Genomic DNA, 24,542 nt, shown 5'->3' on the forward strand with positions numbered 1-24,542 from the left:
CCGCCCAGGGCTCATCAGCCGACTCCGTCGCTCGCGGCCGCCGGCAGAGGCACCACCGCACCCCCGATCGGCGTCGAGAGGCCGTTGGTCGCAGGACGGCACCGGATGTCCCGTTCGAGCCGCCGAGTTGGCTTCACGACCGACCGGGAGGGACGTCCCCATGCAGGCCCGTAGGGCCGGGCATCGCCGACGGTCTCCTGCGGCACCCCGTCGCCCGGACCGGCCCTCGACTCGGGCGAGCGCAAGGCACTACCGCAGGTGGTCCAGGGGCAACCGGGCGGTGTCGGTGCGGCCGGACATCCCGGCGCTGTTCGTCCTCACCGCGGGCTCGGCCGTGACCACCGTTGCCCTCGGCGGCACCGCGCCCCGGACGGTGATGTACCTCGGCGTCGCCCTGCTGGAACGCGCAACGGGGCTCTGCCCCCGGTCCCCGGGACACGGGTCACGCGGCTTCGACCGGCTCCGGCTCACATCCAACGGCAGCCGAGCACGGTGATCGTCATGCTTGGTCATACCGGTCGTGAACGCCCGTGTGGGAGGCGCGGAAAGTGCGCCGGTACGCCGACGGGGCGACACCCGCCTCCCCCGCCAGGTGCCGCCGTAGCGATGTGGCGGTGGCGAAGCCGACCTCGTGGGCGACCCGTTCCACTGGCAGGTCGCTGGACTCCAGCAGGTGCCGCGCCCGCCGCAGCCGCTGCTGGATCAGCCAGCGGCCGGGGCTCAGACCGGTCTCCTCCCTAAAGCGCCGGGCGAAGGTACGGGTGCTCATCGCCGCGTGCGCGGCCAGCTCGTCCAGCGTCAGGGGCAGTTCCAGCCGCCGCAGCGCCCAGTCGCGGGTCGGCCCGGTGCCGGTTCCGCTCGCCGGCGGCAGCGGCCGCTCGATGTACTGCGCCTGCCCGCCGTCCCGGTACGGCGGCACGACGCAAAGGCGGGCGACCTGGTTGGCCACCTCGCTGCCGTGGTCCCGGCGCACCAGGTGCAGGCAGACGTCGACACCGCTCGCCGCCCCCGCGGAGGTCAGCACGTCACCGTGGTCGACGAAGAGCACGTCGGCGTCAAGCTCGACCCGGGGGAACAGATCACGGAAATGGTCGGTGAGCGCCCAGTGGGTGGTGGCCCGGCGCCCGTCCAGGAGACCGGCGGCGGCCAGCAGGAAGGCACCGGTGCAGATGGACACCAGGCGGGTGCCGGGGCGGACGCGGGACAGGGCGGCGAGGGCCTGCGGGTCCGGGGCGGCGGCCGAGGCCCGGGTGATCGCGTACGGGGGGATGACCACGGTGTCCGCCTCGGCCAGCGCCCCGGGACCGTGCCCGGGGGTGACGGTCAGGTCCGAGTCGGTACGCACGGGCCGCCCGTCCACGCTCGCGGACAGCACCTCGTAGCGGCCCTCGGCGGAACCCAGTACCCGGTGCGGGATGCCGAGTTCGAAGGGGTAGACGCCGTCGAGGGCGAGGACGACGACCTTGTGGGCGCCGGGCCGCGGGTCCGGGCTCATCCGGCGGTCCAGTTCGGCCGTGCGCTCGGCGAGGCCACGGGCCCGGGAGGGCGCGGCGGACGCGGGGCGGACGCCCGGAGTGCGGGGATGGCAGGGGTGATGGGCATGGCAGGAATGTATCGGATGATGACCTTCTAGCCATCGCCCCGGACGGGACCGAACGGCCAGGATCGGGGCATGACTTCGACGGACACCCCTGAGAACCTCGACTCCACGGCCAGTGCGCACGCCACGGACTCCACGGACCCTGCCGTCCCGGACGGTGCTCCCAGGATGCTCGCCCTCCATCAGACTGCCCTCGGCGGCCCCGAGGTTCTACGGCTGACCGAGCTTCCGCGGCCCGCGCCCGGCATCGGGGAGATCCTCGTCGCCGTGCACGCGGCCGGACTCAACCCCACGGACTTCAAGCACCGCGCCCACAGTGGCTTCCTGCCGCCCCCGCCGCTGACCCTCGGCTGGGACGTCTCCGGCACCGTGGTGGAGACCGGCCACGGCGTCACCCTCTTCCGGCCCGGTGACGAGGTGTTCGGCATGCTCCCCTACCCGTACGGGGCCGGCTCCCACGCCGAGTACGTGACCGGCCCCACCCGCGCCTTCGTCGCCAAGCCCGCCGGGATCGACCACGTCCAGGCGGCCGCTCTGCCGCTGGCCGCGCTCACCGCCTGGCAGGCACTCGTCGACACCGCGGGCCTCCGGGCCGGGCAGCGGGTGCTGATCCACGCCGCGGCCGGCGGTGTCGGTCATCTCGCCGTACAGATCGCCAAGGAGCGCGGCGCACACGTCACCGGGACGGCGAGCGCCCCCGCGGGTGGTTCCGCACGGCGCCCGGGAGCCGATCGAGCGCGCCAACCGGTGAGCCGGCCCGGGGTGCTGCCGCTCACAGGGGTCCCGAGGGCGAGTTCGCCCAGGGCGTGGCCACCGACTGTGCCTGATCGACGGCCAGCGCCGGCCGGGTGATCGACGCCACCTGCTTGGACGCGTGCAGCGGGACCTTCGTAGCGAAGACGTAGGTCTTGACGCCGTCCTTTCCTCCGCCGCCAGTGCTGCGGTAGCTCGCCGTGACGGCCGTCGTGTCTCCCGCGAGCGGCTTACTGGATCCGCCGTTGAGCGTCCAGTCCGAGAAGGCGACCGTCGCCTTCGACGACGTGCCGTCGGTGTACGTGACGGTCACCGTGCCCGAGACCCCGCTGCCGTCGGTCGGCGCGTTGGTCCCGCGCCCAGCGGAGTGGTCTGGCCCGCCATCTCCAGGAGTTCACGCGCGTGCAGATCAAGTCGTCCTGCTGCTTGTCAGCCCGCGGCCAAGAGTCGCCTGACCCAGGCGCTGCGGGTCGCCGATGCGGTCTGCGACAGCGCAGCTTGTGGCGCGATGCCGTCGAACCCGTGGAAACCGCCCGGCCAGACGTGCAACTCGGTCTGGACGCCGGCCTGCAGCAGCCGAGCGGCGTAATCGATGTCCTCGTCGCGGAAGGTCTCGACAGAGCCGACGTCGATGAAGGAGCTGGGCAAGCCAGCCAGGTCGGTCGCCCTCGCAGGCGCCGTGTAGATGCTGACGTCGCTGCCACCTCTGCGATCGCCGAGCAACGCGTTCCATCCGGTCATGTTGCTGGTGGTGTCCCAGAGGCCCTCGCCGTCCAGTTCCTGGCTGCTCGGTGTGAGGAACCGGTCGTCGAGCATCGGGCACATGATCAATTGACCCAGCAGCTCAGGGCCACCGCGGTCGCGTGCGAGAAGCGCCACGCCAGCCGCGAGCCCGCCGCCGGCGCTCGCTCCGGTGACGACGATGCGGTTCGGGTCACCGCCTATCTCCGTGGCGAGCCTATGGGTCCCCAGCAGACCCGCGTAGCAGTCCTCGATCGGCGCCGGATCGGGGTGCTCCGGTGCCAGGCGGTACTCCACCGACACCACGATGGCGCCGATGTCGACGGCCCAGTCCAGCACACCGCCGCCTACCGTGCGGTTGTTGCCGATGATCATGCCGCCGCCGTGCATGTAGTAGAGGATGGGCGCTCCTGGCGCCAGACCCACCGGCTTGAGGACGAGGAGCGAAACCTCCGGAGCGCCCGCCGGGCCGGGTACGGACAAGTTCTGCGGTTGGAGCGTCCCGTTGCGCGTCAGGAGCTCGTCCGGGACCGCGAATATGGGGTTGGCCCGCAGTTCCTCGATGTCCTCGGCGGTAATGGTCGGTGATAGGTGTTCGTGTACGACCGTCAGCACTGCGGCGAGCTCAGGATCGAGCGGTGGGTGTGTCCTGGCCATCGGCGATTCCTCGATTCAGGGAGCGGTGATCTTGTCGGAGAGCGGGGCGATGATGGTGTCGGCAACCCAGCGTGCGACGCCGGTCGGGTAGGGCGCGCCCAGTCCGAGCACGATGTGGCTGAACCCGCCATCGAGCGCCGCGCGGATGGTGTGGCGGGTGTGCTGAGGGCGATCGTAGGAGACGGGCAGGACGATGGATCGGGTGATCTCAGCCGGGTTACGGCCGATTTCCTCGCACAGCCGGTCGAGGGTGGCGCTGCGCTCGATCGCCTTGTCGATGCTGCCTCCGGGCATGTTCCACCGGTCCGCATGCTCGGCAACCACGCGCAGCGTCCGGGTGGCCTGGCCGCCGATCAGGATCGGGGGGCGTGGATGCTGGACGGGTTTGGGACTGCAGAACGCGCCCGTCAGATGGTGGTACTCGCCGTGGAAGTCGAATGGTGAGGCTTCGGTCCATAGTCTGCGGATGATCGTGCACGCCTCGGCGAGGCTTCCGACCGCGTGGGCGGCATCGTGGAAGGGAAGGCCGTGAGCTGCGTACTCACGCCGGGCCAGTGGCACGTCGGTGCGAGAGCCCGCGCCGATACCGAACTCGAGCCGACCGCCGGAGACGGCATCGACAGTGGCGGAGATCTTGGCCAGCATGGCCGGTGGGCGGAACCTGTTGCTGGTGACCATCAACCCGAGCCGCAACCGCTCGGTTTGGGCCGCGAGAGCGGACAGCAGTGTCCAGCCCTCGAAGGTGGGCCCGTTTGGGTCGCCGCCGAGCGGCATGAGGTGGTCGAACAGCCAGGCGTGCTCGATCTGAGGGATGCCGTCCGCCTCGTGCCAGACCCGCAGGACGTCGTCGTAGGCGACCTGCGCCGGGGCGGTCATGATTCCGAAACTGGATTTACCGGCCGGTGCCAGGTGGTTGGTCACTTCGAGTCGATGCTTCCCAGCGGGTCGGCGGCCGCAGCCAGAGTCCGACAGGCGGTAGGCCACGCGTCGTTGTCCAGGCCCAGTGCGGTACGCAGATACGCCAGGGTGGCGTGTTGGACGAGCGCGACACGCTCGGGGCTTTCGTCGGTGGTGCGCGTGTCGTTGGCGCCCTGAATGCCGCCGAGTCCGTGTTCCGCGCCGAACAGGGTCAGCAGATCGGTGGCGCCCGGGCTGAGGCGGTAGCCGTCGGTGAACCAGTCCGGACCGCGCACCGTGAGCGGAGACTGGTCCGCGTCGCCGGCGACCATAAGACTGGGTGCCTTCAGCTCGGCGAAATCAGGGTTCATGAACGGGAAGTACTGGGTGGCGAGCGGACTCAGATCGGCGCCGCCGGCACCGGGCAGGCACAGCAGCACGGCCGCGCTGACTCGCGGGTCGGCCATGCTCTCACTGGGAGTGCCGTCGGCGCCGACGACCCGTGCGCCCGCCAGGGTGCTGGCGGTCTGCGCGCCCCAGGAATGTCCGGCTACCGCAATGCGGTCGTGGTCGATGCGGCCGGCCAGCCCGGGCACAGCGGCTTCAAGCGTGTCGAGCTGGTCCAGGACGTGAGTGAGGTCGTCGGTGCGGATGCGCCATATGAGCGGGGTGCGCGGGTCGTCCGGGGCGAGGCCAAGGGAGTCGAGATGTGTGGGCTGGATGACGACGAAGCCGCGGGCGGCCCAGAAGCCGACCAGTGGCGCGTAATCGTCCATGGTCAGGGTCATGCCGTGCGAGAAGACGACGACGGGCAGGTTGTGGCCGGTCGTGGGCGCTGTGACCCGTACCTGCACGTCCTGGCCGCGGTCCGGGGCGGGCAACGCGATCGGACTGACAGAGATGACCGAGGCGGTGAGGGCGTTGCCGCCGTCCGCTGAAGTGGTGCCGCTCATGTGGTGAGTGCCTTTCTCGATATGCCCAGTGGGCTGTGCGGCGCGGCGTCTGGCATCATTGGAAAAAATGGAGCGCCGCTCCGGATGAGAATACGGAGCGGCGCTCCGTATTGCAAGTGGGAGGTAGTTCACGATGTCCACAGCCGACACTCCGCCAGCAGCCGCAGGCCGCAAGCGAGCCGACGTCCGCCGAAACGAGCAGAAGCTCCTGGACGCAGCTGCGGCCGTGTTCGTCCGCATGGGGGTCCACGCTCCCGTACGGGAGATCGCAGCAGAATCAGGCCTCGGCATGGGCACCATCTACCGCCACTTCCCCACCCGGGCGGACTTGGTGGTCGCGGTCTTCCGCCACCAGGTTGACGCACTCGCCGCAGCTGCCCACGCGGCGCAGACTGGCGAAACCCCTTACGAAGTCCTGCGGCAGTGGGTCCACCAGTTCGCCGACTTCCTCGTCACCAAACACGGCCTCGCCGAGGCGCTGCACTCGGACCAAGCCGGATTCGAGACCCTGCACAACGAGTTCGTCGAACGCCTGCTGCCCGTGCTCGACCAACTCCTGAAAGCGTCCGCCTCCGCTGGCTACACACGCGCCGACGTACGGGCCTACGACTTCATGCTGGCCATCGGCAACCTGTGCATCGGAATCGAAACGTTCCCCGACTACCAGGCTCGCCACATGATCGACCTGATGCTCGCCGGCCTTACTCAGCCCGCCCCGGCACCGACAGACAATGAGGTCAGCAACTCGGCCGTGAACGACCGAGCGTGTTGACCCGGCTTGTTGCTTACGGCTGTGGAGCCGGGGACGGGCCCTCCACCTTGATCGTGGACACCTCGACACTGGATCTTGAATTCAGGGAGAGGACTCCCGAGTGGGGACCTACAAGTACTCGGCGGAGCTGCGGGCCGACGCTGTGGCGCTGGCCCGTTCGTCGGGCCGGCCCGTCTCACGCATCGCTGCCGAACTCGGTGTGAACCACGAGACGCTACGGCAGTGGATCAAGACTGCGCAGAACGCCGAGCGTCCCGAGGCGCTCGCGGAGTCCACGAAGGACGCGGAGATCGCGGCCTTGCGCAGGCAGGTCCGCGAGCTGGAGATGGAACGTGACATCCTGCGCCGGGCGGCCAAGTATCTTGCGGGCGAGACGAACTGGTGAGCCGCTTCGAGTTCGTTGCCGACCATCGCGACGCCTTCGGCGTGAAGCGGCTGTGCACCGTGCTGAATCTGTCCCGGTCCGGGTTCTACCGGTGGCTGAAGACCGCGCCGACGGCCCGGCCGTTGCCAGAGAGCGTCACGGCTCATCGGTGCGGCGGTCGACGGGGACCGGCTCACCGCGCGCAGGTCCGCGACGAGTTCCTCCACGTCCAGGCGGGCAGTCGCGTCCGTCCCGGAGCGGAGCTTCAAGGCGGGGCCTCGGTTCCGGTGCTGTCAGCTGCCACACCCGCACGGGGCCGTACCGCTGCGGATGGCAGGCAGGCCTGCGAACCAGTGGGTAGTCACCCATTCCAGGGGCCGGACGTCGGCAGCGCGGTGACCCGCCCCTGGCGCCGCGCGCTCGCCTTGCTCATTCAACTTGAGGTTCTCGTAGTACTGGGTGCGCCCGTTGCCGTGACCTGTTCGATTCCCGGTCGTCAGCAGTGACTCCCCAAGCGGTGAACAAGCGGCCCGTCAGGCGCGGCTCGGGGCCGGATCCGGCTCGGAGAGGTGCGCTGCCGTGCGGCGCGGGAGCAGCAGCGGGGTCGCCAGCAGGAGCACGCCGGCCAGGCCGATGGCCGTACGCGGGCCGAGCAGGCCGCCCAGCACGCCCCAGACGGCCGTCAGGAGCGCGGTCGAGGCCTTGGTCGTCACCGCCCAGGCGGACAGCGTGCGGGTGACCCGGTCGGTCGCGGTGCGCTCAAGGCGGTGGGTGGCGTAGACGGGGTTGAACACCCCGCAGCAGAAGATGAGCCCGAGCTCGACGCCCATCACCAGCAGCAGCCCACCGGTCCCCGGCTCCAGGAAGGCCAGGCCGACGGGCCAGATAGCGCGCAGCGCCCCGACCACGACCAGGACCTGGTGCTGTCCGAACCGGGTCACGAGCGGTCGGGCCAGCCGCGAACCGAGCAGCCCGCCGATCGAGGGCGCGGCGAAGGCGAGGCCGTACTGCCACGGCGCGAACCCGAGTCGACCGAGCATCAGGACGGCCAGCAGCGGCTGGGCGGCCATCACCAGGCCGTTGAACAAGGCGGTGTTGAAGAACAGCGGACGCAGCGTCGCGTCGGCGAGGATGTACCGCCAGCCGTCGAGCAGGTCCCCGGCCCGCATGCGCTCGGCCTCCCGGCGCTCGGGCAGCGGCTCGCGGCCGCCCGTCGCGCGGATGCCCAGGGCCGAGAGCAGGTAGCTGACCGCGTCGGCCACCACCGTCGCCACCGGACCGAGGAGCCCGATCGCGGCGCCGCCTAGCGGTGGTCCGATGATCGTGGTCGTCCAGGCCGTGGACTCGAACCGGGCGTTGGCGACGAGCAGGTCCTCGGCCGGCAGCAGCGTCTTCAGGTACGCGCCGGAAGCGGCGCGGAAGGTGATGTCGGCCGCCGCGACGACGACCGAGACCAGCAGGAGCTGAAGGAAGGTGAGCGCGCCGAGCGCGAACGCGGCGGGGATCGTCAGCAGCGCCGCGAACCGCACAAGGTCCATCGCGATCAGCACCGGCCGCTTGCGGCGGAACTCCATCCACGGGCCGAGCGGCACCGCCACGGCCGCGCCCACCGCAGCCCCCACGGAGGAGAGCGCGGCGACCTCGGCCGGTCCGGCGTGCAGCACCCGGATGGCGATCAGCGGAAACGCGCCGAAGGCGAGCCACGTGCCGAGCGCACTGGTCCCGTACGCTCCCCAGAGCCACCCGAACCGCCGCCCCAGCCGATGGCCGAGCAGATGCCCGAACCGGTGCCCGCTCCCCATGCCCGCCGCCCCTCGCCACTCATCCGCACAACCGCTTCGCGATCGGAAGCATCAAAGCGAGCACATACCCGGGGGTCAAACAACCGCAGGACCGTCTGGCCACAACCAATGGTTGTGGCCATAGGGTGTCGGCATGGACCTCGACACCGTCCGGACGTTCGTCGCCGCAGCCGACGCGGGGCAGTTCCAGGAGGCTGCCGCCGAGCTGGCGGTCACCCAGCAGGCCGTCTCCAAGCGCGTCGCCGCGCTGGAGCGCACGCTCGGGGTACGGCTGTTCACCCGCACCCCGCGCGGAGTCGAGCTCACCATCGACGGGCAGGCGTTCCTGCCCCACGCGCGCGAGCTGCTGCGCGTTGCCGAGCGCGCGGTGGCGTCCGTACGCACCGACCGCCGCCCGCTGCGCGTCGACGTGATCGCCTCGCGCAGCGCGCAGTCGGGGCTGATGCGCGGTTTCCACCGCGCCCACCCCGAGATCGACCTCGACGTGATGATGCTGTTCGACATCGAGACGGCCGTCACCGCCATCCGCTCCGGTGCGATCGACGCGTCCTTCCGCGCCGTCGCCGCGCCCGGCCGACCCCTTCCCGAGGACATCGAGTCCGTCCGGGTGCTCGACGAGCCGCTCCAGCTCATGACCGGTCCCGCCCACGCGCTGGCGGGCGCCCGGTCGGTGACCGTCGCTCAGCTCGCCGGTCATCGGATCTGGATGCCCGGCATCGTCCCCGGTACCGAGTGGGCCGCGTACTACGACGACCTCGTCGCCGAGTTCGGCCTCACCATCGAGGCGACCGGCCCCAACTTCGGTTCCGACGCGCTCCTCGACACCGTCGCCGACACCCCGGCCCTGGCCACCTTCATGGGCGAGCACACCCGCCTCGTCTGGCCCGCCGACCACGGCCTGCGCCGCATCCCGGTGACCGATCCCACGCCCGTCTACCCGCACTCGCTCCTCTGGCACCGCGACAACCCCCACCCAGCGCTGGCCACCCTCCGCGCCCACCTCGCCGCCACAGCGGTCGGCCACGACGCCGCCGGTACCTGGGCGCCGGGCTGGGTGATTCCGCGCTGAACGGCCGCCGCGTCTTCGACCATCATGGTCGGGTCTGTCGTCGCCGAGCCGGTCGGCCGCGTCCGCCTCCGGTGTGCACGGGCCTCGACCGCACGGCAGTGCCCGGAAGCGCAACTGGACTCCCGCAGCGAGGCCGGGCTGTCCCGGGACTTCACAGCCCAGACCACACGACCACCGTTCGAACGGCGCCTCTTCGGACCCAAGGGCACCGACGGGTTACCTGACACCTGGTACGTCATTCGCAAGCGGCGCTCCGCCCTCCGCAGCGGTACCTTGCCAACGACCTCGGCAACTCGTGAGGCGCTCGATCCCCTCATCGAGAGCCGCACCGACGCCGAGGGTACGTAGGTCGGCGATGCCTGCCGGACGACCGCAACCCTCGGACCCGCTCGACGTGGCCACCCGCCCCCAGCCCAGCACGTTCTTCGGCCAACTGGACGAGGACCCAGCAGCGCGGCCGAACGCCGGTCGGGCGAGATCTGAGGAGGCCTAGGTGAACAGGACAGTGGATCGTGACGCCAGGACCCGGGCCCGGCTAGAGCAGCACTGGAAGGCCTCCGACCGCGGGGACATCGACACTGAGCACGCTATCTACGCTGCAGACGCGGTCCTGGACTACCCGCAGTCCGGGGAGCGCTTCCGGGGCCGGTCAAAGATCCAGGCGCAACGCGGCGGGCACCCGGCCGAACGCCACTTCACCATCCTCCGGATCCGGGGCAGTGGCGACCTCTGGGTGAGCGAGTGCGTGATCACCTACGACGGCGTGCCCACCTACGCGGTCAGCGTCATGGAGTTCACCGACGATCTGGTAACGCACGAGACCCAGTACTTCGCCGACCCCTTCCAGGCGCCTCCCGAGCGGGCAGCGCTAGCTGAGCCGGTCTCGGACCCCGACCGATGAACCCATGCGACTGCGGCGGCGATGGACAGCATCGCCCGGCCGAGACCTGCCTCCCCCATCCACAGCCTGCCCCGACAGAGCCGCTAGCGCACAAGCTGGCCAAGTGGCCTCAAACGAACGTCCACTCAGATGCGGTCTGCTGCGATCAGGAGGTACTGGAAGGAGCCGTCCTGGTAAGAATTGATGAACGCCTCCTCAATGCCTGTCACTAGCGAGGATGTGGCCCGCAGCTTCCAGTAGGGCAGAGTCGCGTGAGTGAGGTCGATGACGGCCTGCGGTACGAGACGGTTGTCGGCCATGGCGCGCAGGTACTCTCGGCGCGAGTGGATGTTGCACTCGAAGTGCGCGTTGATCTGGGAGACCCACTTCGAGGGCTGGCCGTAGCGCGGGTTCCAGCAGCCGGTGATGGTCACGTAGCGGCCGCCGAACGCGAGGATGCGGGAGTGCTCGGCGAAGAGGTCGTGCAGGTCGACGTACATGCTCGACTCGTTGTTCCACGAGGCGGCGGCCTGACCGGTCTCGAAAGGCATACCGAGCATGTTGCAGACGCGGGCGTGGACGTGGTTGTCGATGCTGAGTTCGCGGGCGCGCTGGTTGGCGAAGTCGGCCTGCTTGGCCGACAGGGTGACGCCCTGGACGTTGCACCCGAAGCGCTGGTGGGCCATGACCATCGAGCCGCCGCGACCACAGCCGGCGTCAACAAGCATGTCTCCGCGCTCAATGGGGCCGAGGTGGTCCAGGAGGACTTCGGCCTGCGCCGATTCCAGGCGGTGGAGCTCGGCGATCAACTTCTTCTCGTATGCGCTGTCGTCGGCGTCGCCGAGGGCGGCGTGGTCGACGTCGCCGATACCGTAGTGATGGTGGTAAAGGCCGTCTACATCGCCGAGACGCAGGTTCACGGGCCTGGCCTCATGGTCCCAGTAGCGAGCGATGTCCTTCTGGTAGGGGATCGCCGGGGCGGGGGTGCCTGCGGAGTTGCTGGTGGAAGTGGCGACTGTGGCGGCGAGCTCGGTGCTGGTCACAGATAAGTCCATCCTTCTTACCAGAAGTCGGGAAGGCTGTAGCGGTAGGTGTTGGTCTGGTGCCAGTAGTGGTTGCCGTCGACCCAAGCGGCCACGCCCCGCAGGAAGCGCTGCACGTTCGGGAGGGGGCAGGCGGCGGCCAGGGCCGCGGCTTCGGCCTCGAAGTCGTGCATGAGGTCGTTGTGGACCTCGATCGCCTTCAGGTAGGCCTCGCGGTCGGAGACGCCCTCACGCTCGGCGATCACCACGGGAAGGTTCAGGTGCCGACCGGGACTGGCGAGTTCCTTGGTGTACGAGTACAGGTCGTTCACGATGGTGGTGGCGTTCCCGGCGAGCGCGATGGCCCGCTGCATGGCGGGCTGAGCGTGCAGGTCCGCCGGCAGTTCGTAGCCGCCGACCGTGTCGGTGATGGTGGGGCAGGGACGGAAGTTGTTGAACTGGCGCATCGCCAAATACGCCCACACCTCGGGGACATGCTCCGTCTGGGCCCAGGCGGCTTCCGCGAGGTACCCCATGTGCAGACGGGCCATGTCGTGCCGGAACCGGTCGGCTTGGGAAGGGCTGGCCTCTTGGAGGAAGTACTCCATGGCGGAGCGGTAGGCACGTCGAGGGGCATCCGAATGGAGCGACTCCGCCCACTGCGGCTGGTACTCCTTCGTCGTGTGGAGGGGGTCGAGGGCGGTGTGCGCCAGCAGAAGGCGTCCCCCGAGGCCGATGGGCGAGCCTCCGTGATCCTCGCAGTAGCAGTCGTCCACCGCGTTTTCGGCGACCATCAGGCGCGTGGCGAGCATCAGGTGGTCGACGGTGGGAGCGTCCGGATGGCAGGCGACCATGTAGCGCCCCACGGAGAAACCGTCGAACTGCTCCTCCCATTCCTCGGGGTACAGGTCGACCTCTTCCAGCGCCCAGGCTTTGATCCTGCGGCTGACCTCCTCCACCCGCACCGGGTCGGGCTCCGCCACCGGGTGGTAGTAAAGGCCGGGGATCGGGTTGCCCTCGGCTGGAGCCGCCCGCGACTCCGGTAGCGCCGGGGGCTCCTCACGCAGTGCCAGGTGCAGGCTCGTCGTACCCAGGCCACTTGGGCCCCGCAGGATCCGTTCCAGAGCCGCGTCCGCTGTCTCTGCTTCGGAGGCTGGGACATCGGCGGACGGCGGGACAGGCACGGAAGACACAGGGGGGCCGCTTGCGGCGGCCTTGACGTCGCAGGCACGGGCGGCTGAATCGCTCAGGGCCGTCGTCCCGAAGTGGAGAGCAGCCGCGGATAGGCTCAACTGTGGTGGGAAAGGCCCAGGGTTGGGCATCCATGGCTCCTGGGGGGCGTGGGTGGTCCCGGATTCCGGGCATGCTCGGCTGGCCCAAAAAGGTTCGGGCTGCCGTAACTGGCGGGTAGGGCAGGTCCTTTAGTCGTGGCTGCGGGCGATCTGTACGTTCTCCAACACACCGAGCGCGTCTGGCACGAGGATGGCGGCGGAGAAGTAGGTGCTGACGAGGTAGGAGATGATTGCCTTTTCGTCGATGCCCATGAAGCGCACTGACAGGCCGGGTTCGTACTCCTCCGGTAGACCGGTCTGGTGCAGACCGATGACGCCCTGGTTGTCCTCTCCGGTGCGCATGACGATGATCGAGCTCGTGTTCCCGTCGGTGATGGGAATCTTGTTGCAGGGCAGGATGGGGACTCCCCGCCAGGCCGGAACCTGCTGCCCGCCGAGGTCGACGTGATTCGGGTAGAGCCCGCGAGAGTTCAACTCACGCCCGATCGCCGCGATCGTCCTGGGGTGGGCGAGGAAGAGCTTGGAGCCGCGGCGACGGCAGAGCAGTTCGTCGAGGTCGTCCGGGGTGGGGGGACCGGAGTGCGGCTGGATGCGCTGCCTGAAGTCGGCGTTGTGGAGCAGACCGAACTCCCGGTTGTTGATCAACTCGTGCTCCTGGCGCTCGCGTAGCGCCTCGATGGTGAGCCTGAGCTGCTCCTTGGTCTGGTGCATGGGCTCGTTGTAGAGGTCGGCGACCCTGGTGTGGACCCGCAGAACGGTCTGCGCGACGGAGAGTTCGTACTCGCGTGGTTTCAGTTCGTAGTCGACGAACGTGCCCGGCAGCTCGGGCTCGCCGCTGTGGCCGGCCGACAGTGCGATCTCGGCCTCCCCGTGACGGTTCTGCCGCTGGAGGGGCAGCGAGCTGAACTGCTGGATGTGGGTCTGGAGGCTCGGCGCCGCGGACATCACGGCGGCGAAGTCGGCGCGGGACAGCGTGAGCAGGGTGCCGGCGGTTACGGCGGTGGCGGTGTAGTCCCACCGGGCGTCCGCGTCCAACAGGGCGTTCTCACCAAACCGGTCGCCGTCTGCAAGCACCGCGACGGTGACGTCGTCGCCGTACTTGCCGACAGCGGTCTGAGTGATCCGGCCATGGGCAATGAGGTGGATCTGCTCAGCGGGTGTACCGCGCTCGACCAGCGTTTCACCGGCACGGTAGTCGTGCTGGACGCACCGGTCGGCGATCGCGGACAGCACCTCCACATCCTCGAAGCCGCGCAGCAAGGCGAGCTCGCCGAGTTCGCGGGGGATGACCCGGACCTCGCCGCCGTCCTGGATGAAGTCGATGCGCCCGTCACCGACGGTGTAACTCAGCCGACGGTTCACCCGGTAGGTGCCGCCCTTGGTCTCCACCCAGGGGAGCATCCGCAGCAGCCAGCGAGAGGTGATCTCCTGCATCTGCGGGGCGGACTTGGTCGTAGTGGCAAGGTTGCGAGCAGCCGCCGTGCTCAGGCTGGACTGCTGAGGCGACTCCGGCTGTGTTTGCGGGCTGATATCAACGGTCATCAGGCGAGCTCTCTTCGTGAGGGCGGTGGCCGACGTGGCGCGTCAATGGGAAAAAGCAAAAGGACGGGGGCGTTCACGCAATCCGTCCAGCTCCCGAGCCACAGTACGGGCCGTTACGCCCCGTCAGCCTTGGAAAGTCGTTGACATTAGCTCCATGCAGTGATCCTGCCGCATGCAAGGTTTGCCCGGTTGGCTGACGTTGTTTTCAGAGAACGTCTGGTTTGTACAGTTCGTAAGTTATTGAGTTGCATGTGCCTCGCGAGGCTCTCGCGGTTCGCTGGTCATGCCTAGGCGCGGCGAGTGGTGTTGCTGCGGTGGCGGAGCCGGTCGGTGTGGTGGGTGAGGTGCTCGATCCGGGCAGCCAGTCCCGGGTGGCTGTCGCGCAGGTGCGGCTCGGTGTCGGTCAGCGGGGCGAGCAGCAGGGCGGCGTCGTCGTCCGCGAGGGCATGGGCGAGTCGGCGGACGGAGGGCAGGGCAGCGTCCGGGAGGTCGGGTAGGGCGGCGATTTGGCCGGCGAGCTGGCGAAGCTCGCCGGCCTTACCTCGGGCCCAGGCGGTGACTGTGCGGTCGGCGGCACGGCGGTCGCGGGTGGCCTTGACCCGCTGCTCGCCCGTACTGCCCGCGGTGCCGGGGCGAATTCGCAGATAGCGCCGCTCGGCGGCCTGGCGGCTGGCGACACCCAGGGGGCCGGCCAGGTCCGCCCAGCTGGCGCCCGCCGCGCGGGCCGCCTCGATCAGGCCTGGTTCCCAGTCGGCGAGCTGGTGCCGTACGTCCCGCAGCAGCAGGAGGACGGCGAGCGCCTGCTCCGGGCCGGGCGGTGCGGTGGCCGACTCGCCCGGCGGGGCGGTGCGGGCGGCGCGCACCGCTTCTTCGATGGCGCGCAGGGCCGCCTCCGCCGCGAGGTAGGACGCCGGGGTCAGGCGCTGGGGCCGCTCGTCGGCTGATGTCACCGCCACTCCTTCCTCTCGTCGTCGTTCCGACGACACCTTGCTTGTCATCGCTTCGATGACATGCTACAAGAGAAAACAGGTACAGCGCATTGGCAGCAGTTACTGCCCGTCTCATTGGAGGTGTCCCGCGATGTTGATGCGCACCGACCCGTTCCGCGAGCTTGACCGCCTGACCCAGCAGCTCCTTGGCACGTCCGGCACCTGGTCCCGGCCGTCCCCGATGCCGATGGACGCCTACCGCGAAGGCGACGTGTATGTGATCGCTCTGGACCTCCCCGGAGTGACCACCGACGCCATCGACATCGACGTCGAGCGGAACATGCTGACCGTCAAGGCCGAGCGTCGGCCGACGACCAAGGGCGAGAACGTCCAGATGGAGCTGTCCGAGCGGCCGCTGGGGGTCTTCTCCCGCCAGCTGATGCTCGCCGACACTCTCGACACCGAGCACATCGAGGCCGACTACGACGCAGGGGTGCTGACCCTGCGCATCCCGATCGCGGAGCGCGCCAAGCCCCGCAAGATCTCCATCGGCGGTGCGTCGGAGCGCAAGCAGATCAGCGGCTGACCCGCCGCGTTCCGTTCCGCAGCAGCGGTGGAGGCGGGCGTCCAGCGCACTCCCGCCCCCCGCCGTCCGCTCCCCGACCTGCGCAGGAGGGGTGACCATGGTGGCCATCCGTTCGGAGGAGTTCCTGGAGCGCATCCGGGAACGCGGCGAGTACGACACCCGGCAGGAGGCCGAACGCGCCGCCCGAGTGGTGCTCGCCCTGCTCGGCGCGCACGTGGTCGGCCAGGAGCGGTCCGCGCTCGCGGCCCGGCTGCCCGAGACCTTCGCCATGATCCTGCTCAACCCCCTGCCCGCGGCCGAACCGCTGGCCCCCGAACGGTTCGTCCGGGCCACCGCGGCCTGGATCGAGGGGGCCACCGAGGAGACCGCCAAGTGGGATGTCGGCGCGGTCCTCAGCGTGGTGGCCGAGGCGGCTGGCGAAGACCTCACCCGGCGGCTGCTACTCCAGCTGCCGGTCGGCTACGACCTGCTGTTCGGCCGCCCCTCATCAGCCTGAGCCAGCCCACGCCGCACACCGCCGGCGTCCCAACCCACCCCAGCCCGCCAGCCGTCGACCGCGCCGCGCCGGTGCGGCGCGGCGCGGTCGGCGGGCACCATGTCGAAACGAAAGGCATGCCACCCGTCATGATCGACCAGCGCCACCCGGACTGTCCCGACGCCGCGGAGACCTTCGAGGCTCTGCTGGCGAAGGTCCGGTACGAAGGCGCCTACCCCACCCGGGAACAGGCACAGGAGGTTGTTCTCCAGGTCCTCGCCCTGCTCGGCCGCCAGCTCACCGGCGAAGAACGGGTGGCACTGGCCGCGCAGTTGCCGCTGGAGGCCGCGTTGGCACTCACCGGACAGGCCCCCGCCACAGAGCAGTTGAGCGGCTGGGGCTTCGTCAAGGACCTCGCGCGGCGGTCCGGCACCACGCCCGCGGTCGCCCGGTGGAACACCGGGACCGTCTTCTGCGTCCTCGCCCAACTGATCGGACCGGACCTGCTGGACCGCATCCTCGAGCAACTCCCCGAGGGCTACGCCCTCCTGTTCGGACGGCCCGAACTCCGGCCCCGGCAGCAGCGCCAGGCGGCCTAGACACTGTGGCAGGTCGGGATCGATCTCGGGTTCCGTCTCGGCGTGTGGGTGGGGCTGGTAGGACGTGGGGTGTGACGCGTAGTCAACTGCCCTCCTGCGCCAGATGTGGCGGCCCGCGTCACGGAGCACAACGTGCCCTGCGTACAGGCGAGTTTCGTGGGGCCGGAGGACGCCGGGCGCTGCCAGTGTTTCCATAGGCATCACTGTGCCGAAGAGGATTCGGAGCCGCTCCGGCGCCCACCGGGCCGTCACGAAGCCCACCGCGGAGACCACTGCCGAGGCCTCGGCGTCATGAGTCGGTACGCATGCGGCGCGGCTCAGGTCAGCGCCTTGACAGCCGAGCCTGCCTGAGCCCGCTCCCGCACCACGCGGCGGCGCCGGGTCGGCATCGCGAGCGTCGGGTTGGCGACGCCCCAGGCCGCGCCTTTGCAGACCAGCTCTTTGTAGACGGCGGCGAGCCGCCCGGTCAGGGCCGCCCGCACGGCCCGGTCGTCAGCGGTGACGTACTGGATCACGCCTTCCCTGCGGCCCAGCGAGATGCACTGGTTGAAATAGCGCAGCGGCGCGTTCGGGAGCTTCCCACCGGTCAGACGCGCCGCGATGGCGTCGGCCGCCTGCCACGCGGTGGGCGTGCCCGACGCGCACGACATCCGCAGCGGCTTGTCGCCGGGGCCCATCGCCATGGCCGCGTCGCCGATGGCGTACACGTCCGGGTGCGAGACCGAGCGCATGGTCGGGTCGACCACGATCTGGCCTTGGCCGGTGACCTCCAGGTTGGTGGCCTTCGCGATCGGGTGGACTGCGAAGCCGGTGGTCCACACGGTGACCGCGGCAGAGATGGCCGTGCCGTCGGCGGTGGTGACGCGGTCGGGCTCGACGCCGGTGACGGCGGCGTGCTCGTGCACGGTGATGCCGAGCTTGTCGAAGACCTTTCGCAGGTGCCGACGGCCCTTGGGCGAGAGCCAGTCGCCGAGGCCGCTGCGGGCGGCAAGGGCAACGTGGAGGTCCGGGCGGGCCTCGGCGATCTCGGCGGCGGCCTCCAGGCCGGTCAGGCCGCCGCCGACGACGACCACGGGCTGTCCCTCCTCCAGGCGGGCCAGACGCGCGCACAGCCGGAGCGCTCCGGGGCGCCCGGCGATCTCGTAGGCGTGCTCGGCGGTGCCTGGGACGCCCTGGTCGTTCCAGCCACTGCCGAGGGCGTACACGAGGGTGTCGTACTCCACCAGTTCCTCCGCGCCATGCGCGTCGGTGACGGCGACGGTCTTGCGGTCGACATCGACGCCGGTGACCTTGGCGAGCCTCAGTTCGACGCCGGTGCCCGCGAACATCTCGCTGAAGGGTCGGGGCTTGAGGTCCTGGCCGACCGCCAGTTGGTGGAGTCGCACGCGCTCGACGAAGTCAGGTTCGGAGTTGACGAGGGTGATAGCGGCGTCCTCGCGCCGCAGCCGCTTGGCGAGGCGCCCGGCCGCGGTGGCTCCGGCGTATCCGGCTCCGAGAACGATGATGCGGTGCTGCATGTCGCTGCTCCTGTCGTGCGTGGGTTCGCCACTTGAGCCGGACGGACCGTCGTTTCCTGACAGGAGCGCGACGTGAAGCACCTCACACCAGGATCAGAACGCGATGAGCAGGGGCTCTCCATGGTCGGCGGCCGCCCACCGCTTGGTCGCGCGTTCGAGCTTGTCGGGGTTGACCTGGTTACGGAATGCGGCGACGCCCTCGGCTGTGACCTCCAGGCAGAGGACGCCGACGACCCGGCCGCCGACGACCGCCACGACGGCGGGGTCGCCGTTGGCGGTCGAGGCGTAGACCTCGGGTGAGCCACCGGCGATGGCGCGCTTGGCCTTGCCGGGTTTGAACAGACCGCGCATGAACGTCGCCACGGCGAGGGCACCTTCGAACGCCTTGGCGCGGGCCGGGACCTTCCCGCCACCGTCGCCGACCGAGATGGCGTCCTCGGTGAGCAATCGCACGAGCGGTTCGGTGCGGCCGCTGGTGGCGGCCGTGAGGAACTCCTGGACGATCCGCCGGGCGGCCGCCTCGTCGACCTCGGTGCGGACCTTGCCGTCCGCGAGGTGCTTCTTGGCGCGGTGGAAGATCTGCTGGCTGGCGGCCTCGGTGATATCGAGGATCCCGGCGATCTCCTGGTGCGGATAGTCGAATGCCTCCCGCAGCACGTACACCGCCCGCTCGTTGGGGGACAGGCGCTCCATGAGCGTCAGGACCGCGTACGAGACCGATTCACGCTGCTCGGCGGTGTCGGCCGGACCGAGCATCGGGTCCCCGCTGAGCAGCGGCTCGGGGAGCCATTGGCCCACATAGATCTCGCGCCGTGCGCGGGCCGAGGTCAGCTGGTTGAGGCACAGGTTGGTGAGGACCTTCGTCAGCCAGGCCTCGGGGACCTTGATGCGGTCGATGTCGGCGGCCTGCCAGCGCAGGAACGTTTCCTGCACGACGTCCTCGGCTTCGGTCGCGGAGCCCAGGAGGCGGTAGGCGATGGCCTCCAGGCGGGGCCTGGAGGATTCGAACCGGTCCACGTCGGCCATGGTCAGGGGCATGGCCGCGATGGTAGCGCTCGCGGCGCGCGACGGCCGCAGCGTTACGCAGGGGGCCGGGATGCTGGAGCGAGTACCCGCTTCCGGGCCGAACTGGACACCCTCCGCCATCATTCATCGTTCACCGTCACACATTGGTGTGGCCGCTGGCGGGGTGGCCGGGTACGACGAGCACGTTCCAATCCGCCGGGTGAGCGCTCAGGAGTGGCCGGGGTTTGGCTAGTGCTTTGCGGGTGCAGGAGTGCGTCGCCGTCCGATGAGCCAGTACGCGGCCGCGCCACCTGTGTTCATGGTGCTGGCAATGCGCCAGATCTTCTTGTTTCCACGGATCAGCGCAGGTGGTCGCTTCCGCAAGTCCCGCCAGGTCAGCGCCATCGCCGTGGCGTGCAACCCGCCGAATACGGCGAGGACCAGCTTGTTGGGCTTGCGCTTCGATGCCATGGCCTCTCCCTGTCGCTGTCACGGCTCCCAGTGTCAGTGTCCACGGGTGCCAAGAAATCCTCCACAACAGTGCTACCCACCGCTCACGAAGCGACCCTGAAGGCGCAGCTCGTGTCATGCCGGTCCCACCGCACGGGGCGCGCCCTCCTACGACGAACTATGCGACACGGCCATGTTCATACCGTCGCCATCGAGGTCTTCCGTCTGGCTCTCCGGGGCGCCGCGAGCGGGCGGTTCGCGTTCACGCAGCTCAGAAGCAGTCGGGACAACCACAGGCGACAGGTATGGTGCGTGACGGCCGGTCCGGTCCTCATCCAGACGACTGTCAGTCTGGGCTGCGATGCGGAGTTCGCCGATCAGGCCGCGGATGCGCTGCTCGGTCTCGTCGCGGATGGGGCGGCCGGCGATGCCGCCCGCACGGCGACGTTGCACCGCCTGGAGGTCGACGGGCTGCTGGTCCCCGGGCAACGGGCCGTCGACGGCCGGGGCTGGCGCGTTTGCCGGGCCACCGAAGCTTGGCGCCAGGCCCTGGCCGAGGACCGAGCGGCGCTGGAGCAGCTGGCCCGCGAAGTCCTCGCGACCAACCGCAGCGTTGAGATGCCTCGCCTGGTCAACCGCGGGGGGCGTGGACTTGGTCGAGGGCGGCGCGTAGGTCGTGGGCGAGGGTAGTTGCGTCGCCGGTCTTCCAGAAGTGCAGGTAGAACAGGCGGGGTTGCTCGTACAGCATGTGGTTGTGCAGCTCTACGATGCTCAGACCGTGGGAGCGTAGAGCCTTGATGACGGGGTTCACCTGGTCGGCGGTCATGGTGAAGTCGCCGTTGACCGCGGCGTGTTGGCCGCCGAGCGGTTGGAACATCAGCAGTGTGGACGCCTCCATGAGGTACGGCAGGGTGATGTGGGCGCGGGTGTCGGTGACCGGTTGGGAGACCGGGATGTGGTATTGCCACACGCCGTTGACGTTCTCACCGTGCGAGCCGATGACCCGGTCCAGGGAGCCGGTGTTCAAGGCGATCGGCCGCTCGGTGCCGGGTTTCTGGTGCAGGGGGATGCTGGTCGTGGCCAGGGCACCATGCAGGGCGCGAGCGATCTTGAGGGGGTCGCCAAAGGCCCAGTAGTGCATCCACCAGATACGCGGAGTTTCGTCCTGGATGTGCTTGTGAAGGGCGGTGATGGTCACGCCGCCTTGCTGGAGGCGGTCGGCGAAGGTGTTGACTTCGCTGGCGCGCAGGGTGGTCTCGCCGATCATCACCGCCTGGCCGGGGCCGGTTTGGTGGAAGGACGCCTCGGCGTTGAGTTCCATGCCGGGGTTCTCGCTGACCCCGGCGTTGACCTCGTGAAGGTCGGTGCGCAGCCACTCGGCAGTGTGTACGTTCTGCGCCTCGGTCGTCAGCGGCTGGCCGATGGCCTGCCCGACCGCCGTCCAGTCGATACCGCGGGCCTGCCCGGAGGCACTGCCGAGGGGGAACGTCAGGGCTGTGGCGAGGGCTGCGGTGCCCGCGACGGTGGCGATCACCGCGCGGCGCCAGGACTGACGCAGACGGGGCATCAGGTCCTCCTTGCGCTGTCGGAGTGGCCGGATTCCTCCCGACAGCCCACCACGTCCCAAGCGGCGGCGCGCGCGGAGGCCTCACAGCACGCGGGGCCTTGCCCGCCGTGATGGCGCAGGTCACCGGCGATGTGACCGGTAGGCGATGGTTCGCCGCAGGCCGTACCAGAGCGCGCCCAACCCCAGCACCGCGGCACTGCAAAATGACCGAGATGGCCGGGAGGGAGAAGGCGAGCACCGCGCAACCGACCAAGCCCACCACCGGCACGGCGCGCGGCGGGCGACCCTCTTGCGCCGTCAGGGTGAACGCGCAGGCGTTGGCGATCGCGCCGTCGAGTCCGACGGTGCGGTCCGCCCAAATGCCTTCGACCTGCCCCTTGCCTTCCAGCTCCATACCGAGCTCGGTGAAGAACGCGACGGCCGCGTCCAAATCGTCGACGCCGATGGCGACGTTGTCCATCCGCTGAATGGCCATGTCTCCGAGCATAAGGAACGCGGCGAGGGCTCTGTCCGCACCTCATCGACGGATACCTGCCGGTGCGGGTGCGCAACCTCGCGTACTCGGACAGGTACCCCCAACGTCGGCGCGATCCAATGCTTGCGATGCAGGTCGATCAACGCCGTCCACCGTTCCGGTGAAGGCGGCCGGGCGACTGCGGCGCACCGTCGACCACTGCGGCGCGCCGTCAAGTCCCCCTGGTTTGAGCCCCGTTGGCGCTGTCCTTCTCGGCATCGCCTTCGGCGGAGAGTACGACGGGCTCCAGGTCCAGGCCGTTGAGGACGCCGCCGCAATGGCCGCAGATGATTTGCGGAGTGATGAGTTCCCCGCAGATGCGGTGCCGCAGGCCGCGACGCATGGGCCGGTCCGTGTGCCAGTGGTTGTGGGTCCACTGGGAGAGCGTGATCCAGGCAGGGACGATCTCGCGGGCGCCAGCGGTGAGCCGGTAGTCGAACCAGTCCTTGTCCGGACGGTAACGGTGGCGCTCAAGCAGATCGACCTCGACGAGTCCGTTCAGGCGCGCGGTAAGCGTGTTGGGGGCGATGCCCAGGTTGCGCTGCAACGCCCCGAAGCGCTCGACGCCGTAGAAGACCTCGCGAAGGATCGCGTAGTTCCACCGCTCGCCGAGCAGGGCGAACAGTTCCTGAGCCGTCGGCAGATCGGGCTGGCAGTGGGCGCGGGTGCCGTGACGTTGACTTCGCTCGCTGGTCGACATGCCTCCAGGGTACCCAACTGCCTCAAAATCGAAAGTACCTCTAGACAGCATGTACTTCCATATCGATAGTAGTTGGAGTGGGCCGCTCGGCAGGACACACCGCGGACGGCCCGCAGGACGCCATGCAACAGAACACGAGGAAGGAGTCGCCGTGATGCGAGTCGTGGTCGATCTCGCGCGGTGTCAGAGCTACGGGCAGTGCGTCTTCGCCGCCCCGGAAGTCTTCGAGCTGACCGGCCCGGAAGTCCTCGAATACGACAGCGCTCCATCGGACCACCTGCGCGAGCAGGCAGAACGAGCACGCGCCGCATGCCCGGTCCAAGCCATCACCATCGGACCGGCGGCCGGCCCGACCAGGGACGCCACCGCGGCCCCGCCGCGCTCTGCGGCGATCGACACGGTTGGGGGGCAGCGGTGAGCGATGCCATGGGAGTCGGCGGTGAACAGCGGCCCTCCCCCGCATCGACGGCCGCCGGATTACCGGGCGACGGCCACGTGGTGATCGTGGGCGCGTCCCTCGCCGGCCTGCACGGAGCCGAGGCCCTGCGCGAGCAGGGGTTCGCCGGGCAGATCACGCTTGTGGGAGAGGAACCCCATCCGCCGTACGACCGGCCGCCGTTGTCCAAACGGGTGCTGGCCGGACGCATGTCGGCCGACGACACCGGCCTTCCGCAGCGGGAGGACTTCGAGGCGCAGTGGCGCCTGGGCACCGCGGCGGTGTCCCTCGATCGGGCGGCGAAGACAGTGACCCTCGCCGACGGCGATGTGCTCGGCTTCGACAAACTGCTCATCGCCACGGGTGCCAGGGCCCGCCCATGGCCTCAGGCCCATGAGGCCGCCTTGGACGGGGTCTTCAGCATCCGCACCCGTGACGACGCCAGGGCGTTGCAGGCCCGGCTGGCCACTCGGCCTCGACGGGTCCTGGTGATCGGCGCGGGTTTCGTGGGTTCGGAGGCGGCCTCGGTGTGCCGGGAACTGGGCCTCGACGTGACTGTCGTCGAGCGTTCCCCGGCGCCGCTGGTGGGCGCTCTGGGCGGCCCGGCCGGTAGCGCGGCCGGGCGTCTGCAACGGCGCCACGGAGTCGACCTGCGCACCAACACCTCGGTGCGGTCCCTGGAAGGTGACGGAGTCGGCCGCCTGCGCCGGGCGGCACTCTCTGACGGTGACATCCTCGATGTCGACGTGGCCGTAGTCGCCCTGGGTGCGGTCCGCAACGTCGAGTGGCTCGCCGGCTCCGCACTCAGCGTGGACGGCCGTGGCGTGCGGTGCGACGCGTACTGCCGTGCGGTCGACAGCGCCGGGCAGCCCGACGACGACGTCCTCGTGGCAGGCGACATCGCCCGCTGGCCCCACCCACTCTTCGACGGCGAACTCCTTGCGGTCGAGCACTGGGACAACGCGGTCCGGCAGGCACGCGTCGCCGCGGTGACCATGCTCCACGGCCCGGTCCTCCGGCACACCGCCTTGCCGGCCTTCTGGTCCAACCAGTTCGGTGTGAACATCAAGTCGGTTGGCGTTCCCGCCCGCGCCGATCAGTTCGCGGTCGTGCAAGGCTCGGTGGAGAACTCCGCGTTCGTCGCCGCCTACGGTCAACAGGGCCGACTCATCGGCGCGTTGGCGGTCAACATGCCCCGCGCACTCGACGCCTACGCCACGATGATCACAAACCGCGCCGGTTTTCCCCCTGTTGCGCGGATCCCCGACGCCCCTGACCCCATCCGGGTTCTCGACACCGCGCTGCCACCGCTCGGGAAAGCCGCCCCCGACGCCGGTCGTCCGCGGCCCGACGAACAACGAGCAGGCGCCCGCCCTTCCCTGTAGTGCCTCACGGCAGCCCTCTGAACAGTCCTTTTCCG

Annotated in this window: 24 protein-coding genes and 4 pseudogenes; 12 read left to right on the top strand and 16 right to left on the bottom strand. The window is 69.7% G+C overall.

Annotated features, from left to right (window positions below; all coding sequences use genetic code 11):
• Positions 1-280: 280 nt before the first annotated feature.
• Positions 281-496 (top strand): hypothetical protein, encoded by a 216-nt coding sequence (locus tag P3G67_RS34085; protein ID WP_276096962.1) that lies wholly within the window; start codon positions 281-283, stop codon positions 494-496.
• Between the two features lie 3 nt (positions 497-499).
• On the opposite strand, the gene P3G67_RS34090 is transcribed toward P3G67_RS34085, so the two are convergent.
• Positions 500-1,495 (bottom strand): GlxA family transcriptional regulator, encoded by a 996-nt coding sequence (locus P3G67_RS34090; protein ID WP_276096963.1) that lies wholly within the window; start codon positions 1,493-1,495, stop codon positions 500-502.
• 177 nt (positions 1,496-1,672) lie between these two features.
• Here P3G67_RS34090 and P3G67_RS34095 point away from each other — a divergent pair.
• A pseudogene (locus P3G67_RS34095) lies at positions 1,673-2,332 on the top strand (NADP-dependent oxidoreductase); the annotation flags it as partial.
• Positions 2,333-2,782: 450 nt separating this feature from the next.
• Here P3G67_RS34095 and P3G67_RS34100 read toward each other — a convergent pair.
• Genes P3G67_RS34100 through P3G67_RS34110 form a run of 3 tightly spaced genes read right to left on the bottom strand, consistent with a single transcriptional unit; the run spans position 2,783 to position 5,601 of the window.
• Positions 2,783-3,751, bottom strand: a complete 969-nt coding sequence (locus tag P3G67_RS34100; RefSeq protein ID WP_276096964.1) for an alpha/beta hydrolase — start codon at positions 3,749-3,751, stop codon at positions 2,783-2,785.
• A gap of 15 nt (positions 3,752-3,766) precedes the next feature.
• Entirely contained in the window at positions 3,767-4,627 is an 861-nt protein-coding gene (locus tag P3G67_RS34105) for an LLM class flavin-dependent oxidoreductase (RefSeq protein WP_276096987.1), read from the bottom strand.
• 41 nt (positions 4,628-4,668) lie between these two features.
• Positions 4,669-5,601 (bottom strand): alpha/beta hydrolase family protein, encoded by a 933-nt coding sequence (locus P3G67_RS34110; RefSeq protein WP_276096965.1) that lies wholly within the window; start codon positions 5,599-5,601, stop codon positions 4,669-4,671.
• A gap of 133 nt (positions 5,602-5,734) precedes the next feature.
• On the opposite strand from P3G67_RS34110, the gene P3G67_RS34115 reads away from it, so the two are divergent.
• From P3G67_RS34115 to P3G67_RS36255, 3 genes and pseudogenes are all read left to right on the top strand, one after another.
• Positions 5,735-6,373 carry a TetR/AcrR family transcriptional regulator gene (locus P3G67_RS34115; protein WP_276096966.1) on the top strand — a complete coding sequence of 213 codons (639 nt, stop codon included), beginning with the start codon at positions 5,735-5,737 and terminating at the stop codon, positions 6,371-6,373.
• A 100-nt stretch (positions 6,374-6,473) separates the two neighbouring features.
• Positions 6,474-6,638: pseudogene (locus P3G67_RS36250) on the top strand (transposase); the annotation flags it as partial.
• Between the two features lie 54 nt (positions 6,639-6,692).
• Positions 6,693-6,853 (top strand): annotated as a pseudogene (locus P3G67_RS36255) (IS3-like element ISRhosp5 family transposase); the annotation flags it as partial.
• 417 nt (positions 6,854-7,270) lie between these two features.
• Here P3G67_RS36255 and P3G67_RS34125 read toward each other — a convergent pair.
• Positions 7,271-8,539 (bottom strand): MFS transporter, encoded by a 1,269-nt coding sequence (locus P3G67_RS34125; protein ID WP_276096968.1) that lies wholly within the window; start codon positions 8,537-8,539, stop codon positions 7,271-7,273.
• Between the two features lie 133 nt (positions 8,540-8,672).
• On the opposite strand from P3G67_RS34125, the gene P3G67_RS34130 reads away from it, so the two are divergent.
• Together P3G67_RS34130 and P3G67_RS34135 are read left to right on the top strand one after the other, a co-directional pair.
• Entirely contained in the window at positions 8,673-9,608 is a 936-nt protein-coding gene (locus tag P3G67_RS34130; protein WP_276096969.1) for a LysR family transcriptional regulator, read from the top strand.
• 493 nt (positions 9,609-10,101) lie between these two features.
• A complete protein-coding gene (locus P3G67_RS34135; RefSeq protein ID WP_276096970.1) occupies positions 10,102-10,509 on the top strand; it encodes a nuclear transport factor 2 family protein in 408 nt (135 codons plus the stop codon).
• Between the two features lie 125 nt (positions 10,510-10,634).
• Here P3G67_RS34135 and P3G67_RS34140 read toward each other — a convergent pair whose 3' ends face one another.
• The 4 genes from P3G67_RS34140 to P3G67_RS34155 all read right to left on the bottom strand — a co-directional run bounded on the left by P3G67_RS34140 (position 10,635) and on the right by P3G67_RS34155 (position 15,294).
• Positions 10,635-11,531, bottom strand: a complete 897-nt coding sequence (locus P3G67_RS34140) for a geranyl diphosphate 2-C-methyltransferase (RefSeq protein ID WP_276096971.1) — start codon at positions 11,529-11,531, stop codon at positions 10,635-10,637.
• Between the two features lie 17 nt (positions 11,532-11,548).
• Complete coding sequence (locus P3G67_RS34145; RefSeq protein ID WP_276096972.1) at positions 11,549-12,832, bottom strand: family 2 encapsulin nanocompartment cargo protein terpene cyclase; 1,284 nt, start codon at positions 12,830-12,832, stop codon at positions 11,549-11,551.
• A gap of 99 nt (positions 12,833-12,931) precedes the next feature.
• Complete coding sequence (locus P3G67_RS34150) at positions 12,932-14,344, bottom strand: family 2B encapsulin nanocompartment shell protein (protein WP_276096973.1); 1,413 nt, start codon at positions 14,342-14,344, stop codon at positions 12,932-12,934.
• A gap of 287 nt (positions 14,345-14,631) precedes the next feature.
• Positions 14,632-15,294 (bottom strand): type III effector protein, encoded by a 663-nt coding sequence (locus P3G67_RS34155; RefSeq protein ID WP_276096974.1) that lies wholly within the window; start codon positions 15,292-15,294, stop codon positions 14,632-14,634.
• Positions 15,295-15,424: 130 nt separating this feature from the next.
• On the opposite strand from P3G67_RS34155, the gene P3G67_RS34160 reads away from it, so the two are divergent.
• The 3 genes from P3G67_RS34160 to P3G67_RS34170 all read left to right on the top strand — a co-directional run bounded on the left by P3G67_RS34160 (position 15,425) and on the right by P3G67_RS34170 (position 16,933).
• Positions 15,425-15,859 carry an Hsp20/alpha crystallin family protein gene (locus P3G67_RS34160; RefSeq protein ID WP_276096975.1) on the top strand — a complete coding sequence of 145 codons (435 nt, stop codon included), beginning with the start codon at positions 15,425-15,427 and terminating at the stop codon, positions 15,857-15,859.
• Positions 15,860-15,956: 97 nt separating this feature from the next.
• Positions 15,957-16,355 carry a DUF2267 domain-containing protein gene (locus P3G67_RS34165; RefSeq protein ID WP_269855967.1) on the top strand — a complete coding sequence of 133 codons (399 nt, stop codon included), beginning with the start codon at positions 15,957-15,959 and terminating at the stop codon, positions 16,353-16,355.
• A 128-nt stretch (positions 16,356-16,483) separates the two neighbouring features.
• Positions 16,484-16,933 carry a DUF2267 domain-containing protein gene (locus P3G67_RS34170; RefSeq protein ID WP_276096976.1) on the top strand — a complete coding sequence of 150 codons (450 nt, stop codon included), beginning with the start codon at positions 16,484-16,486 and terminating at the stop codon, positions 16,931-16,933.
• A gap of 317 nt (positions 16,934-17,250) precedes the next feature.
• On the opposite strand, the gene P3G67_RS34175 is transcribed toward P3G67_RS34170, so the two are convergent.
• The 7 genes and pseudogenes from P3G67_RS34175 to P3G67_RS34210 all read right to left on the bottom strand — a co-directional run bounded on the left by P3G67_RS34175 (position 17,251) and on the right by P3G67_RS34210 (position 22,686).
• A complete protein-coding gene (locus P3G67_RS34175; protein WP_276096977.1) occupies positions 17,251-18,450 on the bottom strand; it encodes an NAD(P)/FAD-dependent oxidoreductase in 1,200 nt (399 codons plus the stop codon).
• Between the two features lie 93 nt (positions 18,451-18,543).
• Positions 18,544-19,488: an RNA polymerase sigma factor SigJ gene (gene sigJ / locus P3G67_RS34180; protein WP_276096978.1), complete on the bottom strand. Its 945-nt coding sequence runs from the start codon at positions 19,486-19,488 to the stop codon at positions 18,544-18,546.
• A gap of 216 nt (positions 19,489-19,704) precedes the next feature.
• Positions 19,705-19,926 (bottom strand): hypothetical protein, encoded by a 222-nt coding sequence (locus tag P3G67_RS34185; RefSeq protein ID WP_276096979.1) that lies wholly within the window; start codon positions 19,924-19,926, stop codon positions 19,705-19,707.
• 147 nt (positions 19,927-20,073) lie between these two features.
• Positions 20,074-20,394 (bottom strand): hypothetical protein, encoded by a 321-nt coding sequence (locus tag P3G67_RS34190; protein WP_276096980.1) that lies wholly within the window; start codon positions 20,392-20,394, stop codon positions 20,074-20,076.
• A gap of 142 nt (positions 20,395-20,536) precedes the next feature.
• Positions 20,537-21,472, bottom strand: coding sequence for an LppY/LpqO family protein (locus P3G67_RS34195; protein ID WP_276096981.1), 936 nt, complete (start codon positions 21,470-21,472; stop codon positions 20,537-20,539).
• 328 nt (positions 21,473-21,800) lie between these two features.
• A pseudogene (locus P3G67_RS34205) lies at positions 21,801-21,947 on the bottom strand (VOC family protein); the annotation flags it as partial.
• Positions 21,948-22,158: 211 nt separating this feature from the next.
• Complete coding sequence (locus P3G67_RS34210) at positions 22,159-22,686, bottom strand: winged helix-turn-helix transcriptional regulator (RefSeq protein WP_276096982.1); 528 nt, start codon at positions 22,684-22,686, stop codon at positions 22,159-22,161.
• 154 nt (positions 22,687-22,840) lie between these two features.
• Here P3G67_RS34210 and P3G67_RS34215 point away from each other — a divergent pair, with 154 nt between their 5' ends.
• Positions 22,841-23,104 carry a ferredoxin gene (locus P3G67_RS34215; protein WP_269855959.1) on the top strand — a complete coding sequence of 88 codons (264 nt, stop codon included), beginning with the start codon at positions 22,841-22,843 and terminating at the stop codon, positions 23,102-23,104.
• 8 nt (positions 23,105-23,112) lie between these two features.
• On the top strand, positions 23,113-24,507 hold the full coding sequence (locus P3G67_RS34220; RefSeq protein ID WP_276096988.1) for an NAD(P)/FAD-dependent oxidoreductase: 1,395 nt from the start codon (positions 23,113-23,115) through the stop codon (positions 24,505-24,507).
• Positions 24,508-24,542 lie beyond the last annotated feature (35 nt).

This window comes from Streptomyces silvisoli, assembly GCF_029269905.1.
GTDB lineage: Bacteria > Actinomycetota > Actinomycetes > Streptomycetales > Streptomycetaceae > Streptantibioticus_A > Streptantibioticus_A silvisoli_A.

Coding starts and splice junctions, on each gene's coding strand:
- P3G67_RS34110 (WP_276096965.1), bottom strand. CDS start 5,601: ATGAGCGGCACCACTTCAGCGGACGGCGGCAACGCCCTCACCGCCTCG.
- P3G67_RS34185 (WP_276096979.1), bottom strand. CDS start 19,926: ATGGCATCGAAGCGCAAGCCCAACAAGCTGGTCCTCGCCGTATTCGGC.
- P3G67_RS34100 (WP_276096964.1), bottom strand. CDS start 3,751: ATGGCCAGGACACACCCACCGCTCGATCCTGAGCTCGCCGCAGTGCTG.
- P3G67_RS34145 (WP_276096972.1), bottom strand. CDS start 12,832: ATGCCCAACCCTGGGCCTTTCCCACCACAGTTGAGCCTATCCGCGGCT.
- sigJ (WP_276096978.1), bottom strand. CDS start 19,488: ATGCCCCTGACCATGGCCGACGTGGACCGGTTCGAATCCTCCAGGCCC.
- P3G67_RS34115 (WP_276096966.1), top strand. CDS start 5,735: ATGTCCACAGCCGACACTCCGCCAGCAGCCGCAGGCCGCAAGCGAGCC.
- P3G67_RS34125 (WP_276096968.1), bottom strand. CDS start 8,539: ATGGGGAGCGGGCACCGGTTCGGGCATCTGCTCGGCCATCGGCTGGGG.
- P3G67_RS34215 (WP_269855959.1), top strand. CDS start 22,841: ATGCGAGTCGTGGTCGATCTCGCGCGGTGTCAGAGCTACGGGCAGTGC.
- P3G67_RS34175 (WP_276096977.1), bottom strand. CDS start 18,450: ATGCAGCACCGCATCATCGTTCTCGGAGCCGGATACGCCGGAGCCACC.
- P3G67_RS34195 (WP_276096981.1), bottom strand. CDS start 21,472: ATGCCCCGTCTGCGTCAGTCCTGGCGCCGCGCGGTGATCGCCACCGTC.
- P3G67_RS34220 (WP_276096988.1), top strand. CDS start 23,113: ATGGGAGTCGGCGGTGAACAGCGGCCCTCCCCCGCATCGACGGCCGCC.
- P3G67_RS34150 (WP_276096973.1), bottom strand. CDS start 14,344: ATGACCGTTGATATCAGCCCGCAAACACAGCCGGAGTCGCCTCAGCAG.
- P3G67_RS34090 (WP_276096963.1), bottom strand. CDS start 1,495: ATGAGCCCGGACCCGCGGCCCGGCGCCCACAAGGTCGTCGTCCTCGCC.
- P3G67_RS34105 (WP_276096987.1), bottom strand. CDS start 4,627: ATGACCGCCCCGGCGCAGGTCGCCTACGACGACGTCCTGCGGGTCTGG.
- P3G67_RS34170 (WP_276096976.1), top strand. CDS start 16,484: ATGATCGACCAGCGCCACCCGGACTGTCCCGACGCCGCGGAGACCTTC.
- P3G67_RS34130 (WP_276096969.1), top strand. CDS start 8,673: ATGGACCTCGACACCGTCCGGACGTTCGTCGCCGCAGCCGACGCGGGG.
- P3G67_RS34210 (WP_276096982.1), bottom strand. CDS start 22,686: ATGTCGACCAGCGAGCGAAGTCAACGTCACGGCACCCGCGCCCACTGC.
- P3G67_RS34160 (WP_276096975.1), top strand. CDS start 15,425: ATGTTGATGCGCACCGACCCGTTCCGCGAGCTTGACCGCCTGACCCAG.
- P3G67_RS34165 (WP_269855967.1), top strand. CDS start 15,957: ATGGTGGCCATCCGTTCGGAGGAGTTCCTGGAGCGCATCCGGGAACGC.